Below are 15,435 nucleotides of genomic sequence, written 5' to 3'. Positions count from 1 at the left end.
CGGCGCAATTGCTACCGCGCTCAATTCTCTGTAGTTTCCGCCTCGAAAACCCGCCCCCCCACTCAACACGACAGCGAGAGACCCCGTGGCGCCCATCCAGTACATTGTCGAGGGCGGTCACCGGCTCTCGGGCTCGATCGAGCCGTCCGGCAACAAGAATGCGGCCCTGCCGATCATCGCGGCAGCCCTGCTCACCGAGCATCCGGTGACCTTGGAAAACGTGCCGCGGATCCGCGACACCGAGACGCTGGTCGAGCTGATCCGCTCGGTCGGCGCTGCCGCGGAATGGACCGCCCGCAACACGCTTCATATTCACGCCAAGAGCATCCGCGCCGCCGATCTCGATCCTGAGCTATGCGTGCGCATCCGCGCCTCGATCCTGCTCGCGGGGCCCCTACTCGCCCGCTGCGGCGAAGTGATGCTGCCGCCGCCCGGCGGCGACGTCATCGGCCGCCGCAGGCTCGACACGCATGTGCTCGCGCTCGAGCAATTGGGAGCCAAGGTCACCGCGACCGACCGGCTCGAATTCCGCGCTTCGAAACTGACCGGCGCCGACGTGTTCCTGGACGAGCCCAGCGTGACCGCGACCGAAAACGCGCTGGTCGCAGCCGTCGCCGCCGAAGGCCCCACCTATTTGCGCAACGCCGCGTCCGAGCCGCATGTGCAGGACCTCGCGAACTTCCTGGTCGCGCTCGGCGCAGGGATCGAGGGCATCGGCACCAACACGATGATCGTGCACGGTCCGGCGACGCTGGGCGGTGCGACCTACCGGATCCAGCCCGACCATATCGAGGTCGGCTCGCTGATCGGACTTGCTGCCGTCACGCGGTCGCCGCTTCGCATCGTGCGCGCGGGCGTCGAGCATCTGCGCTCGATCCGCATGGGATTTGAACGGCTCGGCATCGTCTGCCGCATCGAGGGCGACGATCTCATCGTGCCCTCGAACCAGACGCTGAAGATCCAGGACGATTTTGGCGGCCACGTGCCGAAGCTGGAGGACCAGCCCTGGCCGGCCTTCCCGGCCGATCTGATGTCGATCGCGATCGTCACCGCCACGCAATGCGAGGGCGTGATCCTGATGTTCGAGAAGATGTTCGAATCGCGGATGTTCTTCGTCGACAAGCTGATCGCGATGGGCGCGCGCATCGTGCTGTGCGACCCGCATCGCGCCATCATCGCCGGTCCAAGCCGGCTGCACGGCGCGACGATGACCTCACCCGACATTCGCGCCGGAATGGCCATGCTGCTCGCGGCCGTCTGCGCCGAGGGCACCTCCACGATCAACAACGCCGACCAGATCGAGCGCGGCTACGAGCGCATCGACGAACGGCTGAATGCGCTCGGCGCGAAGATCAGGCGCGTGCCTGAACGAAAGGGCTGAGAGTTTTCTTCCCTTCTCCCCTTGTGGGAGAAGGTGGCGTAGGCGGCCTTCGGCCGCCGTTTTTGAGAACGCCGAAGCTTCGCATCGGCTATGGCGCCGGATGAGGGGTTGTCTCCGCGAATCCAATTGAGAATTGGAATCGCGGAGAGAACCCCTCACCCGTCTCGCCGCTTCGCGGCGAGCCACCCTCTCCCACAAGGGGAGAGGGGAAGAAGCCAAGGCCATGTTTTCGTCGCCCGGCTGTGCTATTGACCCGGCCATGCTCGACACCGTCCAGCCTCGTTCGCAGCCGCAAGCCGGCGTGCCGCCAAATCCTCTCGCCGACGAATTCGTCGAGACGCTGCGGCTGGCCGTGCCGATGATGCTGACCCAGCTCGGGCAGATCGCGATGATCACGACCGATCTCGCGCTGATTGGGCGGCTCGGCGAGAGCGCGGTCGCAGCAGCAGCACTCGCGCATACGGTCTATTTCGTCAGCTTCACGTTCGGGCTCGGATTGATGGCGGCGGTGTCGCCCCTGGTCGCGCAGGCGTTCGGCGCCGGTGACGTCAGGCGCATCCGCCGCTCCTTGCGCGTCGGCTTGTGGGTCGCGTTGCTGATCTCGCTGCCGATGATGGCCTCGCCGCTCTATGGCGAGCACATCCTGGTCGCACTCGGTCAGGCGCCGCATTCGGCCGCGCTCGCCCAGCGCTATCTGAATGGCTTGGCCTGGGGCATCGCGCCGGCGCTCGGCTTCATCGCGCTGCGCAGCATGATGAGCGCGGTGAACCGTCCGCAGGCGCCGCTGTGGATCACGCTCGCGGCGATCCCCGTCAATGCCGCGCTAGTCTACGTCCTGATCCACGGCCTGTTCGGCCTGCCGGAGCTCGGCCTGTTCGGCGCGGGGCTTGCGACCACCATCGTCAATCTCGGCACGTTCGTCGCCACGTTCGCCATTGCCGGGCTGCGCAAGCCGTTCGCGGACTACCATCCGCTTGCCCATCTCTGGCGGATCGACTGGCCCCTGATGCGCAAACTGATCGCGATCGGCGCCCCGATCTCGTTCTCGCTGCTGCTGGAATATGGCCTGTTCTCTTCGGCGGCGCTGCTGATGGGATTGATCTCGACCACGGCGCTCGCGGCGCATCAGATCGCGCTCCAGGTCACCGCCGTGCTGTTCATGGTCCCGCTCGGCATCGGCATGGCGGCCACCGTGCGGGTCGGCCATGCCTTCGGGCGCGGTGAGCCGCTCGCGGTGAAGCGCGCGGGTCTCGTCGCAGCCGTGATCGGGGTCGCGTTCGTCTCGGCGCTGACCGTTGCGATCATTCTCGGCCGCTATCAGCTCGGACGGCTGTTCTTCGGCGACGGCGACGCGAGCATGGCGACCGTCGAGCTGACCGCGACCCTGCTGCTGGTCGGCGCGACCTTCTTCATCGCCGATGCGATCCAGACCATCATGGGCGGCGCGCTGCGCGGCATCAATGACACCAGGATGACATTGGTATTCGCCGCAATCGGCTATTGGTGCGTGGGCTTTCCCATCGCCTGGTGGCTTGCCTTTCACGCCGATCTCGGCGCGGTCGGTGTCTGGATCGGATTGTCGATCGGATCGTTCGTCTATGCCGGACTTCTGATCTTGCGCTTCCGGATGCTGACGCGCAGACTGGCGCGATGACGCTCTCCGTCGACCTCTTCTATTCCTTTCGCAGCCCGTTCAGCTATTTGGCGCTACCCAAGACGCTGAAGCTCGTCGAAATCTACGATCTGGCGGTGAATTTGCGGCCGGTCTATCCGCTCGCCGTCCGTGTGCCCGGATTTTTCAAGAAGGCCAGCCCGAACTTCATTCGCTATGTGGTGCTCGACAGCACGCGCGTGGCGCAGCACGAAGGCATTCCGTTCCGCTTTCCGAGGCCCGATCCGATCGTGCAGGACAAGGTCACGTTCGACGTCGCGGCGGAGCAGCCCTACATCCACCGCCTGACCCGGCTTGGTGCCATGGCGCAGCTCGAGGGACGCTCGCTCGCATTCACCGATGCGATCGCCCGCGTGCTGTGGGACGGCTCGGTGGCGGGATGGAACGAGGGCGATCATCTCGCGCGCGCCGCCGACAAGGCCGGCTTCGATCTCGCCGCGATGGATGCCGCGATCGCCGCCGACCCGGATCGCTACGAGCAGGTGATCACGGAGAACGAGAAGGACCACGCCGCCTCCGGCCATTGGGGCGTGCCGACCTTCGTGTTCAACAACGAGCCGTTCTTCGGCCAGGACCGCATCGATTTGCTGGTCTGGCGCATGCAAGGCAAGGGCCTGACGCGACGCTAGCTCACTCCGCCAAGCGCGCGGGCTTGTCGGCCGCGGCCTCCGACCATTCGCCGACGACGCGGTCGAGATCGCAGAGATTTTGGTGCATCTGCTCCAGCGAAAAGCCGAGCGCGAAAAATCGCTCCGCGGTGTCGCTGGGCTGGCCGCGGATCAGGCCGTCCTGGCGCACAGCGGCGACCGCCTCGGCATAATGCTGGAGCGCGACATGGACGGGATGAATCGGCGGCGCGCCGGCGCCTTCGCGCAACGCCGCGGCGGCCGAACGCAGGAAGCGTGCGATCACCGTCGAGACTTCCGTCAGCGGCGCGGCAAGCCGTGTCTGCACCTCGGCCGGCAGCGGCACCACGGTCGAGCGGCCGATCATCACGACGTCATGGCGCAAGCGCAAGATCGTGCGCAACAATGGGCCGGTGTCCGGCCCGCTCGACAATCGCGCAGAGCGCTCGCGCTCGGCTTCGGCGCCAATGGTATTCATGCCGACCATTGCGGTGCCGATACCGTCCTGAATCCGATGCAGCGCGTCATTGTCCCGGCCGTGCGTCAGGCCCGCGAGCAATTCGGTGAAGGCCTCTGCGATCAATTCGAGCAGCTTCGCCGCGCTGGCGCGGATTTGCCGCACGGCGCGCGATGGCAGCACCAGGAACGAGACGAGCAGCCCCGTCACCGCGCCGACCGCGACTTCGCTGACGCGATCGATCGCCGAGGCCATGGGATCGGCATGATGCATCGAGGGAAGCACGAGCACGATCACGGCCGTCACCGTAGCAGAGCTCAGATTCGGATAGATTGATGCGACGAAGGCAAGCGGCGCCACGGCCAGCACCAGCAGACCCAGCAGGCCCAGTTCGCCCGAATAGGGGATCAGGATCGCGATGGCACCGCCATAGACCGCGCCGCCGATGGTGCCGAGCATGTAGTCGCGTGTCGCCTTCAGCGAGCGCCCGACGCTCATCTGGGTCACGATGATGGAGGTGAGGACGGCCCAGAGCGGCAACAAGAGATGCAGCGCGGTGGCGAGCGCATAGGCGCCGGTGGCCGCCACGGTGACCCGGATCGCCAACCCCAATTGGGTTTTTCGCGACCAGACCCGGTCGAACAGCTCTCCTGCGAATGCCATGGTCGCGTATCCCGGTCCGATCCTCGCAAAGCCAGCCCAAAGCATAGCTGATGCCCGCAGCCCCGAGGCCGCTTGAAAGGCCAAATCAGCCCGCCTAACTTGCGCGCCAAAACGAGGAAACACGATGGCTCACGAAACCGCAACGCTCGCCGCCTATGTCGCCAACCTGAAATTCCAGGATATTCCCGCGGAAGTGCTGGATCGGGCCAAAGTGCTGACGCTGGACTTCCTCGGCAGCGCCATCCGGGCCCGCAGCGAAGCGGAATCCACCCCCTCGATCCTGAAGATGCTGGAGGCCCTCGCGCTAGATACCAAGGGCGAATCCACCGTGTTCGGCGACAGCAAGACCTGGACGCCGGCGGTCGCGGCGCTGCTCAACGGCGCGCTCGGCCATTCCCTCGACTTCGACGACACCCATGCGGACTCCTCGCTGCATCCGAGCGCGCCGGTGGTTCCGGCCGCCTTCGCCGTCGGCGAGATGGTCGGCGCCTCCGGGCGCGACGTGCTGACCGCGATCGTTGCGGGCTACGAGGTCTGCTGCCGGCTCGGCAACGCACTCGACCCGACCTCGCATTATGCCCGCGGCTTCCATCCGACCGCCACCGCCGGCACCTATGGCGCAGCGGCCGCCGCCGGCAAACTGTTCGGCCTGTCCGAGCCACAGCTCATCGCCGCCTTCGGCGTCGCCGGCAGCCAGGCCGCGGGCTCGCTGCAATTCCTGGTCAACGGCGCCTGGAACAAGCGCTACCAGGTCGGCGCCGCCGCGATGAACGGGGTGATCGCCGCGACGCTGGCGCGCAACGACTTCGTCGGCGCGACGGAATCGGTCGAGGGCAAGCACGGCCTGCTCGCCGGCTACACCGACGATGCGCATCCGGACAAGGCGGTGGCCGAACTCGGCAAGACCTACGAGACCATGAAGATCGGCGTCAAACCGTATCCGAGCTGCCGCTATACCCACGCCGCGATCGACGCACTGATCGCGATGCGGCGCGAGCACAATCTGACGCCCGACCAGGTCAAGCGCGTCGAGATCGGCCTGCATCGCAACGGCATCACGCTCACCGGCGACGCCGCGACCAAGCGGCACCCGACCTCGATCGTCGGCGGCCAGTTCTCGATGTTCTTCACCGGCGCGCTCGCGCTCGACCAGGGCTCATTTGGCTGGGACGACTACACCCGCCTTGGCGACGCCGCCATCGACGCGCTCGCCGACAAGTTCGACGTGGTGCAGGACGATCGCCTCGAGATCGGCCGCACCCACCCGTTCGGCGCGCGCGTGAGTATCACGACGGACGACGGCGTGCATGAGCGGCTGTATGCCGATCCTTCCGGCGAGCCGACATCCTTCCCCGACGCGCAGGCGATGCAGCAGAAGTTTTTGACGCTGGCACGTCCGGTGCTGAATGCGCGCGCGGAGAAATTCGCCGACGCGATCATGACACTGGAGCGGTTCGATCGCGTGGCGAAGGCGACGGAGCTGGGGAGATAGTAGCTCTCGCCACACGAATGCTGCACCCTCGCCCTTTGTGGGAGAGGGTGGCTCGCCGCGCAGCGACGAGACGGGTGAGGGTTCTCTCCGCGAGCACACCTCTCACAATTGCATTCGCAGAACCATACCCCTCATCCGGCGCTTCGCGCCACCTTCTCCCGCAAGGGGAGAAGGGAAGAGAGCACCTCAATTTACCCCCGCCACCTTTCCCTTCTCGCGCGTAGCCGCAACCACATCCCGCACCAGATCGAACACACCGTCCGCTTCCGGCGGTGCGTTCGGCGAACGGCCTAACCGCACGATCACCAGACGCTCCGACGGAATCACGATCGTGTACTGCCCGATCGTGCCCTTGGCGAAGAAGGCATCGCGCGGCCAGCCGTGGTCGATGCGGAAGGTCGCGCCAAAGCTGTCGCCCTGGTTGGTCCAGAAGCCGGCGCCGATACCGACCCAGGCGTTGGGCGTCGCCGACGCCGAGTAATTCACCCATCCCTCGGGCAGGATGCGCCGGCCGCCGGCGAGGCCATCGTTGAGATAGAGCTGACCGAAGCGCGCCCAGTCGCGCGCGGATGCGAGCATCTCGCTCGACCCCTTGATCGTGCCGGCGCCGTCGAGCTGGAGCGTGACGTGTCGCATGCCGAGCGGCGCGAACAATTCGCGGCGCGCGAAGGCCAGCGCATCCGCAGGATTGCCGCCGGCAGCGTTGCGGATCAGATGCGCGAGCATGATGGTGTTGCCATCGTGATAATTCCACACGGTGCCCGGCGCAGTCGCAAGCAGCATGCTCGCGGCATAGGCGGCCATGTCGTCTTCGGTGAATTTCATGCGATTGACCGGCTCGAACGCGGAGCCAAGCGAGGTCTGGAGCGAGCTGCCGAGCGCCAGGCCGGCGGTGTGGCGCAGCAATTGATCGACGGTGATGGCGTGGCGCGGATCGTCCGGATTTGTCCAGGCGGCGACCGGTGCGGGCCCGTCGAGCTTCAGTCGGCCCTGCCGCACGAGGATCCCGGTGAGAGCCGAGATCACGGACTTGGTCATGGAGAAGCCGAGCAGCGGCGTCTCCGGTCCGATGCCGTCCGCATAGCGCTCGGCGATGACGCGGCCCGACTTCATGACGACGATCGCGCGGGTGCGGCGGTATGGCGGCGATGTCGGCTCGGCGAAAGCGCGATCGAGCGCGGCTGACAGCTCCTGGCTTTGCGGCGACACGAGCGCGGGGCCAGCAATCTCGGGCAGCAACGCCGGCTGCCGGTCATCAGGGAGCAGCCTGACGTCGGCGATATCAGTGCCGTGCTCGAGCGTGCAGCCGAGACCCTCGCGATAGACGGCGTGGCTGCGACCGATGCCGAACAGCGTCACCGTAACGTCCTTGCGCATGCGATCGACCTGATAGTCCATCGCCCAGGTCAGCAAACCGGCGCCCGGCATTGCGTCGGTGGTCTCGGTCAAATTACGCCTGACATCGAGGCCGGAGACAAACGTCTCCGCGCAGAGCACGTCGGCGATGAAGCCGGTGGCGACCTTGGGCACGTCATGGGCGCGAACCGCGCCGAGCGCGAGGCCGGCAAAGGCGATGGCGGTGGCGAGAAGGACGATCTTGCGGCGGCGGGTCACAGGCTTGCTCCGGCTTGAGGCATGTGCCGGAGACGAAGCGGCATTCACGCGATGCCCGCTCGCCGGATTTGGAAAACGGCATAGCCGAAACCGGAAGACGCTCGCCGATTCCAAAATAACCCAGATATTACAGTACCCTAAAGCTTAGGCAGCATTCACCTTCAGCCGCCTGTATTCCGTCGGCGTCACGCCGGTCACGGCCTTGAAGGCGCGGTTGAACGGGCCAAGCGACTGGAAGCCGGAATCCATCGCGATGGTGATGACGGGGACCTCGGCCTGGGCGGGATCGGCCAGCGCGGCCTTGGCCTCCTCGATCCGGTGATTGTTCAGGAACACATTGAAATTGCGGTAGCCGAGCCCCTGGTTGATCAGCCGGCGCAGCCGGTATTCGGGAATTTTCAGCCGGCCCGCCAGCACGCCGATGCTGATGTTCTCCTGGCGATAGATCCGTTCGTCCGCCATCAGCCGCATCAGGGCGTCGATGAGCTTTTGGTCGGCGGCGTCCTCGCCCACAGGCTGGCTCGCCGCGATCGCCGGCGCAGTCTCCGTGGCGGCCGGAAACAGGTCGGCGCCGTCGACGCGCATCATCGCATAAGCGATGGCCGCGACGATGCCGGCGAGCACGCCTGTATTGACGGTGTTGGCGACGTCGCCGACGTCGCTGCCGACGACAAGGATCTGGAGCAGCGCGTTCAATCCGCCATAGAGCGCGGCAGCACAGACGATGAAGACACGAACACGGCGGCGGCGCTCGACCAGATCGGCCGACCATGAAGCGATCGTCTGCATGATCGCGAGCACAATGAAGCCGAGCACGATCAGGTTCACCGCGGTGACGGCGACCCGGACATGTCCGCCGGCTGCGATCCAGAGACAGCTGACGAAGCTGAAGGCTGCCACCAACGCCCAGGTCAATCCGTGCCACCGGCGCAGGCGAAACTCATCGTCGAATAGTGCCCGCGTGAACAGCCAGAACACCACGATATTGCCGGTCGACACCGCGATCAGCGGCGCATGCCATGCCGGCACCAGCGACGATATTCCGACGGAATAGCTCGCGGCATGCGCGGCCGAGCCGAGCGCAAAGGCCGCGCCGAGCCGGGCCGCCAGCACATTGCGGAAATCGCTGACAAGCGATGCCGCCAGCACTAATAGCAACGCCACAGAAGCGGCGCGAAATGCGAGTTCAAGGGCGGCTGACGTCATCAGATGCTGTGGCCATCGGTATGGGCGAGCCGAACATCGTCCGTCGGGTTGATTTTTTCAAGCACCATCCGCACCACAGCTGTCATCGTCCGGCTTGACCGGACGATCCAGTACTCCGAGACGACAGTGATCGAACCGAGTGGACGCGGCGTACTGGATGCCCCGCCTTCGCGGGGCATGACAGCAGGCTTAGCCGCGACGCTGGCGCGGAATCCTGCTAGGATCGAGCCCAAGCAATTCAGACGGAGTTTTACCATGAGCTGGCAACCCTCGAACGATCCCGTGCTCGGCGATCCCATGTCCTGCGATGCGCTCGATCTCGTCATCGTGCCGCGCACGCGCGATCTCGGCGACGGCTTCGCGGTGAGGCGCGCGCTGCCGCACGGCAAGCGGCAGATGGTCGGTCCCTTCATCTTCTTCGACCATTTCGGGCCAGTGCAATTCGTCTCCGGCAAGGGCATGGACGTGCGGCCGCATCCACATATCGGGCTTGCCACCGTCACCTATCTGTTTGACGGCGCGATCATGCATCGCGACAGCGAGGGCAACATCCAGGAGATCCAGCCCGGCGCGATGAATTTGATGACGGCTGGCCGCGGCATCGCGCATTCCGAGCGCACGCCGGACGTGCAGCGCGCCTCGGGGCAGAAGATGCTGGGCCTGCAAAGCTGGATCGCGCTGCCGGCAGGATCGGAAGAAATCGCCCCGTCATTCCAGCACTACGGCGCGGGTGACCTGCCGATGGTCACCGAGCGCGACTTCGCCGCGAAGGTGATCGCGGGCTCGTCCTTCGGCGTCACCTCGCCTGTTACGATGGTGTCGCCCTGGTTCTATACCGAGGTCACGGCGGTGGCAGGCGCGACCGTGCCGCTCGATCCCGATCATGAGGAGCGCGCCATCTACGTCGTCGACGGCGAGGTCGAGATCGCGAACGAGCGCTACGAAGGGCCGCGACTGCTGATCTTCCGCCCGGGCGACCGTATTACGGTGAAGGCGCTCAAAGCCACGCGGATGATGTTTCTGGGCGGCGACGCCCTGGAGGGCCCGCGCCACATCTGGTGGAATTTCGTCTCCTCCAGCAAGGAGCGGATCGAGCAGGCCAAGCAGGACTGGAAAACCGGCCGCTTCGCTGCGGTTCCGCAGGAACATGAGTTCATTCCGCTGCCGGAATAGGCTAATCCGGTTTCCGGTCGCGCGATCAGGCGCGGCCGGATGTCCTGTCGCAAGGCCTTGCTCCGAAAGTTCTGCCGATGACCACCATGCTCTCCAGCGACCTGCCGCTGCCCAAGATCGGGCGCGGCAAGGTGCGCGATATCTACGCCGTCGATGACGACCGCCTGCTGCTCGTCACCACCGACCGCATCAGCGCCTTCGACGTCGTGATGGGCGAGACCATCCCGATGAAGGGCGCGGTGCTGACGCAAATCAGCGCGTTCTGGTTCAACGAGCTCGAAGGCGTGGTGCCGCATCACATGATCAGCGCCGACACTGACGAGATCATCGCCGCCGTGCCGGCCTTGAAGCCGCATCGCGCCGAAATTCTCGGCCGCGCCATGCTCTGCCGCCGCACCACGGTATTTCCGATCGAATGCGTGATCCGCGGTTATCTCTCGGGCTCGGCCTGGAAGGAATATGCAGCAAGCGGCACGCTGGCCGGCGAGAAGCTGAAAGCAGGCCTGGTCGAGAGCGAGGAGCTGGAGCCTTCGATCTTCAGCCCGGCGACCAAGGCCGAGACCGGCCATGACGAGAACATCACCATCGCGAAGATGCGCGAGGTCGTCGGCGACGAGACGGCCTACACGCTCGAGAGCATGACCCGCGCGATCTACACGCTCGGCGAGGAGCTCGCCCGCGAGCAGGGCATCATCATCGCCGACACCAAGTTCGAATTCGGCCGCGACAAAGACGGCCGCATCATCCTGATCGACGAAGTCATGACGCCGGACTCCTCGCGCTTCTGGGCCGTCGACGCCTACAAGCCCGGCCAGCCGCAGGCGAGCTTCGACAAGCAGCCGCTGCGCGATTATCTCGACGTCGAACGCCGCGCCGGCCGCTGGAACGGAGACGCCCCGCCGCCGCCTTTGCCCGCAAGCGTGGTGGACGCGACCAGCAAGCGGTATTTGGAAGCATATCGCCGGGTGACGGGAAGCGAACTGAAGATCTAGCCCCGCTATTTGTGGTCGTCCTGGCGAAAGCCAGGACCCATACCGCGAGGTGTTCCGATCGCAGGCGGTGCCAATCCCGAACGACCAATCCTCGCCAAACTCCTCCCTGGGGTAATGGGTCCTGGCTTTCGCCAGGACGACGCCGAATTCGCGGAGATTTAAGCAACAACATTGCCGCGAAACCGTCGGATACTTCCGGCTTGCAAGAATCCTGTTGCGCTAGGCTCGCAGTCGTCTACCTCTCGGAGGGAAATATTCATGAGCGAGTGGCACGGCGTGACAGATCCAGCAATTGGCTTCACTCCGTCGGCCGGGCTCACTCCGGCCCTCAAGCGTGCGCTGACTGATATATTGGGCGGGAGCGCCGCCAGCGTCCTGACCGTCACATTCGGACTGTCCTATTCGCTGCTGATCTTCGCGGGCCCGCTGTCGCCCTATCTGTCCTACGGCATCACGGCCACTTTCGTCAGCTCCGCGGTGCTTGCGGCCGTCGTCGGGCTAGGCAGCTCCCTGCCCTTCGCGATTGCAGCCCCCGACAGCTCGACCGCCGCGGTGACGGGAATCCTGGCGGCTTCGGTGGTCGAACGCATCGAGACGGCGAACCTGGCTACGCCGTTGCTGTCACCGATCCTGATCACGCTCGGCCTGTCGACGATGCTGACAGGATTGGTGCTGTGTGGGCTGGGCCTGACGCGGCTTGGCCGCGCCATCCGCTACGTGCCTTATCCGGTGGTCGGCGGCTTCCTGGGCGCAACCGGACTTCTCATCGTCATGGGTGCGGTCCGGGTGATCACCGACCACCCGCTGCAACTGGCGACACTGTCGCACTTCGCCAACCGCACCATCCTGCTGGAGCTGGGTGCCGCCTGCGCGATGGCGCTGGTGCTGTACCTCACCTGGCACCGCTCGCGCAGCCCGTTCGGACTGCCGATTATCCTGGTCGGCGGCGTGCTCACCGCGCATCTGGCGTTCTGGATCACCGGCGTTTCCTTCGATGAGGCGCACACATTGGGCTGGACCTTTCAGTCCCCACCGCAAGCGGTCTTCGTGCTGCCCTGGCACACCGACGATCTCGCCCGCTATCCCTGGTTTGTCATACCGGACCTGCTCGGCAACGTCGTCGCGGTCATCTTCGTCACGGCCTCCAGTACGCTGTTCAACACCACCGGCATCGAGGTGGCCACGCATCGCGAAGCCAATCTGGAGTGTGAGCTGAACGTCACCGGCGCCGCCAATATCCTGACCGGCATGCTGGGCGGGTACCCCGGCTGCAGCTCGACCAGCCGCTCGATGCTCAATTTCAGCAGCGGCGGCCGCGGGCGCCTGTCCGGCCTCACCGCCGCAGCGCTGTCGCTGCTGGTGCTCGCCGTCGCACCCGAGCTGCTCGGCTTCATCCCCAAATTCGTGCTCGGCGGCCTGTTGCTCTATCTCGGCGCCGACCAGCTGCACAAATGGATCATCGAGTCGCGCAAGCGGCTGTCGAAGCTGGAATATCTGTCGCTGATCGCCATCATCGCGATCATCGTGGCCTGGGGTTTCGTGCCTGGCATCCTGATCGGCGTCGTCATCGGCTGCGCGACGTTTGCGTTCAGCGCAGCGCGGGTCGAGTCGATCAAGTACAGTTTCGACGGCTCGGAATATCGCTCCTCGCTCGACCGCTCGCGCGACGATCAGGACGTGCTGCTGGCCCATGGCGGCAAGATCCAGGGCCTCAATCTCCAGAGCTATCTGTTCTTCGGCTCGGCCAACCGGCTCTACCAGCACGTCAAGCGGCTGCTTCAGGAGCGCCCCGAATGTCGCTATCTGCTGTTCGACTTCAAGCTCGTCACCGGCGTCGATTCATCGGCTGCCTATAGCTTTGCCCAGATCAAGCGCAGCGCTGGCGAACTCGGCGTCGAGCTGATCCTGGTGCATCTGTCGGCTGCGGCCGAGAAGGTGCTGCGCTCCAGCGACTTCGTCGGCGAGGGCGTCACCATCATCCCCGAGCTCGATCGCGCGCTGGAATGGTGCGAGAACGAGCTCATCTCGCAGCATCAGGAGCTGGCGCAGGAAGAAGCCAGCCTGCGCGACTGGTTCACGCGAATGCTCGGCAGCGAGGATGGCGCCGACGAGCTGATCCGCCGCTGCCAGCGCATCGAGGTCGAAGCCGGCGAGGTCATCGTGCAGGCCGGCAACCCCGCCGATTCCATGCATTTCATCCTCGACGGGCGCGTCGGCATCATGATTCCGGCCGACGACGACCGCACCACGCGCGTGCGCAGCCTCGGCCGCTACACCACGATCGGCGAGATGGGGCTGGTGTCACAGACACCGCGCAGCGCCACCATCCAGGCCGAAGTCGACAGCGTGCTTTACGTGCTGAACACGCACCAGTTCGACGCCATCAAGACCGAGGATCCCGCGCTCAGCCACAAGCTGCTGACCTATTTCGTGTCGGTGATGGCCGAGCGGCTGACCTTTGCGAACCGGACGATCGCGGTGTTGAGGCGCTAGCGAGGCCGTAGCTTCGTCATTGCGAGGAGCTCTTGCGACGAAGCAATCCAGACTGTCTCGGTGGAAAGATTCTGGATTGCTTCGCTTCGCTCGCAATGACGTGGAGGAATGACGGCGTCCTACACCCCCGCCATCATCACGTATTTGATCTCGACATATTCTTCCATGCCGTGATGCGAGCCTTCGCGGCCGAGGCCACTCTCCTTGACGCCGCCGAAGGGTGCGACTTCGGTGGTGATCAGGCCGGTGTTGACGCCGACCATGCCGGATTCCAGCGCCTCGGCGACACGCCAGACGCGGCCGAGATCGCGGGAGTAGAAGTACGACGCCAATCCGAACGGCGAGGCGTTGCACATCGCGATGACGTCGGCCTCGTCCTTGAAGCGGATCACCGGTGCGAGCGGACCGAAGGTTTCCTCCTGCGCCACCAGCGAGTCCGGCTTGACGTCCGAGAGCACCGTCGGCTCGAAGAACGAGCGCCCGAGCTCGCTGCGCTTGCCGCCGGTGACGACCTTGGCGCCGCGCTTGACGGCGTCCGCGATGTGGCGCTCGACCTTGTCGACCGCCTTCAGATTGATCAGCGGGCCCTGCGTGACGCCGGTTTCCGTGCCGTCGCCGATCTTCATCGCCGCGACCTTCTTCGACAGCTTCTGCACGAACTCGTCGTAGATCTTGTCCTGGGCGTAGAGGCGGTTGGCGCAGACGCAGGTCTGGCCCATGTTGCGGTATTTCGAGACGATCGCGCCTTCGACCGCCGCATCGATATCGGCGTCGTCGAACACCACGAACGGCGCGTTGCCGCCGAGCTCGAGCCCGAGCCGCTTCACGCCGACGGAGGCCTGCCGGTAGAGAATCTTGCCGACCGCGGTCGAGCCGGTGAAGCCGACGAAGCGCACGGCCGGATGCTCGCACAGCACCTTGCCGATCGGCGCTGCATCGCCGGTGATGATGTTGAACACGCCCTTGGGCACGCCGGCTCTCTCCGCGAGTGCGGCCAGCGCGAGCGCCGACAGCGGCGTTTCATTGGCGGGCTTCAGCACCACGGTGCACCCAGCCGCAAGCGCCGGCGAAACCTTTCGCGTGATCATCGAGTTCGGGAAATTCCACGGCGTGATCGCGCCGCAGACGCCGATCGGCTGCTTGATCGCGAGCAAGCGCGCATCCGGCCGCTGCGTCGGAATCGTCTCGCCGTAGACGCGGCGGGCCTCCTCGGCGAAGAATTCGACATAGGCGCCCCCGATGTCGACTTCGCCGAGCGCTTCGGCGAGCGGCTTGCCCTGCTCGGAGGTGAGGATCAGCGCGAGGTCCTCGCGGTTGGCGATGATCAGCTCGAACCATTTGCGCAAGATATTGGAGCGCTGCTTGGCGGTGTGCTTGGCCCAGCCCGGAAAGGCGCGCTCGGCGGCCTCGACCGCCCTGGTGGCGTCATCGGCCGAAAGCTGCGGAACCTTTGCGAGCTCGACGCCGGTCGCGGGATTGTTGACGGCGAAGACCGGCGAGCCGACCCAGGCCCCGTCGATGTAGCAGGCCTCCTTCAGAAGCGACGGGTCCTTCAACCGGTCGCGCAGATTGGACGTGGCGTGCTGAGCACGTGCGGCGGCGGTCGGGGTCATGGCGTTACTCCCAAGGGGCTTTTGCGGGCTGTTCCGGTTCGGCCGGAATATAG

The 15,435-nt window shown here is 65.5% G+C and carries 11 protein-coding genes; 7 read left to right on the top strand and 4 right to left on the bottom strand.

Annotation, left to right across the window (positions count from 1 at the left end):
- The first annotated feature begins 85 nt into the window (after positions 1-85).
- From murA to AC0L20_RS09750, 3 genes are all read left to right on the top strand, one after another.
- A complete protein-coding gene (gene murA / locus AC0L20_RS09760; RefSeq protein ID WP_473288340.1) occupies positions 86-1,381 on the top strand; it encodes a UDP-N-acetylglucosamine 1-carboxyvinyltransferase in 1,296 nt (431 codons plus the stop codon).
- Positions 1,382-1,640: 259 nt separating this feature from the next.
- Positions 1,641-3,035, top strand: coding sequence for an MATE family efflux transporter (locus tag AC0L20_RS09755; RefSeq protein WP_473288339.1), 1,395 nt, complete (start codon positions 1,641-1,643; stop codon positions 3,033-3,035).
- Positions 3,032-3,682 carry a DsbA family protein gene (locus AC0L20_RS09750; protein WP_473288338.1) on the top strand — a complete coding sequence of 217 codons (651 nt, stop codon included), beginning with the start codon at positions 3,032-3,034 and terminating at the stop codon, positions 3,680-3,682. Before AC0L20_RS09755 ends, AC0L20_RS09750 begins: the two co-directional genes overlap by 4 nt.
- 1 nt (position 3,683) lies before the next feature.
- Here AC0L20_RS09750 and AC0L20_RS09745 read toward each other — a convergent pair whose 3' ends face one another.
- Positions 3,684-4,799 carry an FUSC family protein gene (locus tag AC0L20_RS09745; protein ID WP_473288336.1) on the bottom strand — a complete coding sequence of 372 codons (1,116 nt, stop codon included), beginning with the start codon at positions 4,797-4,799 and terminating at the stop codon, positions 3,684-3,686.
- A gap of 124 nt (positions 4,800-4,923) precedes the next feature.
- Between AC0L20_RS09745 and AC0L20_RS09740 the strand changes: the two genes are divergently transcribed.
- Positions 4,924-6,291: an MmgE/PrpD family protein gene (locus AC0L20_RS09740; protein ID WP_473288335.1), complete on the top strand. Its 1,368-nt coding sequence runs from the start codon at positions 4,924-4,926 to the stop codon at positions 6,289-6,291.
- A gap of 186 nt (positions 6,292-6,477) precedes the next feature.
- Here the strand turns inward: AC0L20_RS09740 and AC0L20_RS09735 are convergent, their stop codons facing one another.
- Together AC0L20_RS09735 and AC0L20_RS09730 are read right to left on the bottom strand one after the other, a co-directional pair.
- A complete protein-coding gene (locus AC0L20_RS09735; RefSeq protein WP_473288334.1) occupies positions 6,478-7,905 on the bottom strand; it encodes a serine hydrolase domain-containing protein in 1,428 nt (475 codons plus the stop codon).
- Positions 7,906-8,049: 144 nt separating this feature from the next.
- Positions 8,050-9,111, bottom strand: coding sequence for a helix-turn-helix domain-containing protein (locus tag AC0L20_RS09730; RefSeq protein ID WP_473288333.1), 1,062 nt, complete (start codon positions 9,109-9,111; stop codon positions 8,050-8,052).
- 255 nt (positions 9,112-9,366) lie between these two features.
- Between AC0L20_RS09730 and AC0L20_RS09725 the strand changes: the two genes are divergently transcribed.
- From AC0L20_RS09725 to AC0L20_RS09715, 3 genes are all read left to right on the top strand, one after another.
- Positions 9,367-10,284, top strand: coding sequence for a pirin family protein (locus AC0L20_RS09725; protein ID WP_473288332.1), 918 nt, complete (start codon positions 9,367-9,369; stop codon positions 10,282-10,284).
- 77 nt (positions 10,285-10,361) lie between these two features.
- Positions 10,362-11,276, top strand: coding sequence for a phosphoribosylaminoimidazolesuccinocarboxamide synthase (locus AC0L20_RS09720; protein WP_473288331.1), 915 nt, complete (start codon positions 10,362-10,364; stop codon positions 11,274-11,276).
- A 276-nt stretch (positions 11,277-11,552) separates the two neighbouring features.
- Entirely contained in the window at positions 11,553-13,769 is a 2,217-nt protein-coding gene (locus AC0L20_RS09715) for a SulP family inorganic anion transporter (protein ID WP_473288517.1), read from the top strand.
- A gap of 119 nt (positions 13,770-13,888) precedes the next feature.
- On the opposite strand, the gene AC0L20_RS09710 is transcribed toward AC0L20_RS09715, so the two are convergent.
- Positions 13,889-15,382, bottom strand: a complete 1,494-nt coding sequence (locus AC0L20_RS09710) for an NAD-dependent succinate-semialdehyde dehydrogenase (protein ID WP_473288330.1) — start codon at positions 15,380-15,382, stop codon at positions 13,889-13,891.
- Positions 15,383-15,435 lie beyond the last annotated feature (53 nt).

The organism is Bradyrhizobium sp. Kon58 (assembly GCF_055807455.1).
Note: the sequence above shows the minus strand (reverse complement) of the source record. Positions and strands in the feature narration are given on the sequence as shown.

What these genes read in the sequence shown, in the direction of transcription:
- AC0L20_RS09755 (WP_473288339.1), top strand. Translation starts at nt 1,641, where the DNA reads ATGCTCGACACCGTCCAGCCTCGTTCGCAGCCGCAAGCCGGCGTGCCG.
- AC0L20_RS09750 (WP_473288338.1), top strand. Translation starts at nt 3,032, where the DNA reads ATGACGCTCTCCGTCGACCTCTTCTATTCCTTTCGCAGCCCGTTCAGC.
- AC0L20_RS09745 (WP_473288336.1), bottom strand. Translation starts at nt 4,799, where the DNA reads ATGGCATTCGCAGGAGAGCTGTTCGACCGGGTCTGGTCGCGAAAAACC.
- AC0L20_RS09740 (WP_473288335.1), top strand. Translation starts at nt 4,924, where the DNA reads ATGGCTCACGAAACCGCAACGCTCGCCGCCTATGTCGCCAACCTGAAA.
- AC0L20_RS09730 (WP_473288333.1), bottom strand. Translation starts at nt 9,111, where the DNA reads ATGACGTCAGCCGCCCTTGAACTCGCATTTCGCGCCGCTTCTGTGGCG.
- AC0L20_RS09725 (WP_473288332.1), top strand. Translation starts at nt 9,367, where the DNA reads ATGAGCTGGCAACCCTCGAACGATCCCGTGCTCGGCGATCCCATGTCC.
- AC0L20_RS09720 (WP_473288331.1), top strand. Translation starts at nt 10,362, where the DNA reads ATGACCACCATGCTCTCCAGCGACCTGCCGCTGCCCAAGATCGGGCGC.
- AC0L20_RS09710 (WP_473288330.1), bottom strand. Translation starts at nt 15,382, where the DNA reads ATGACCCCGACCGCCGCCGCACGTGCTCAGCACGCCACGTCCAATCTG.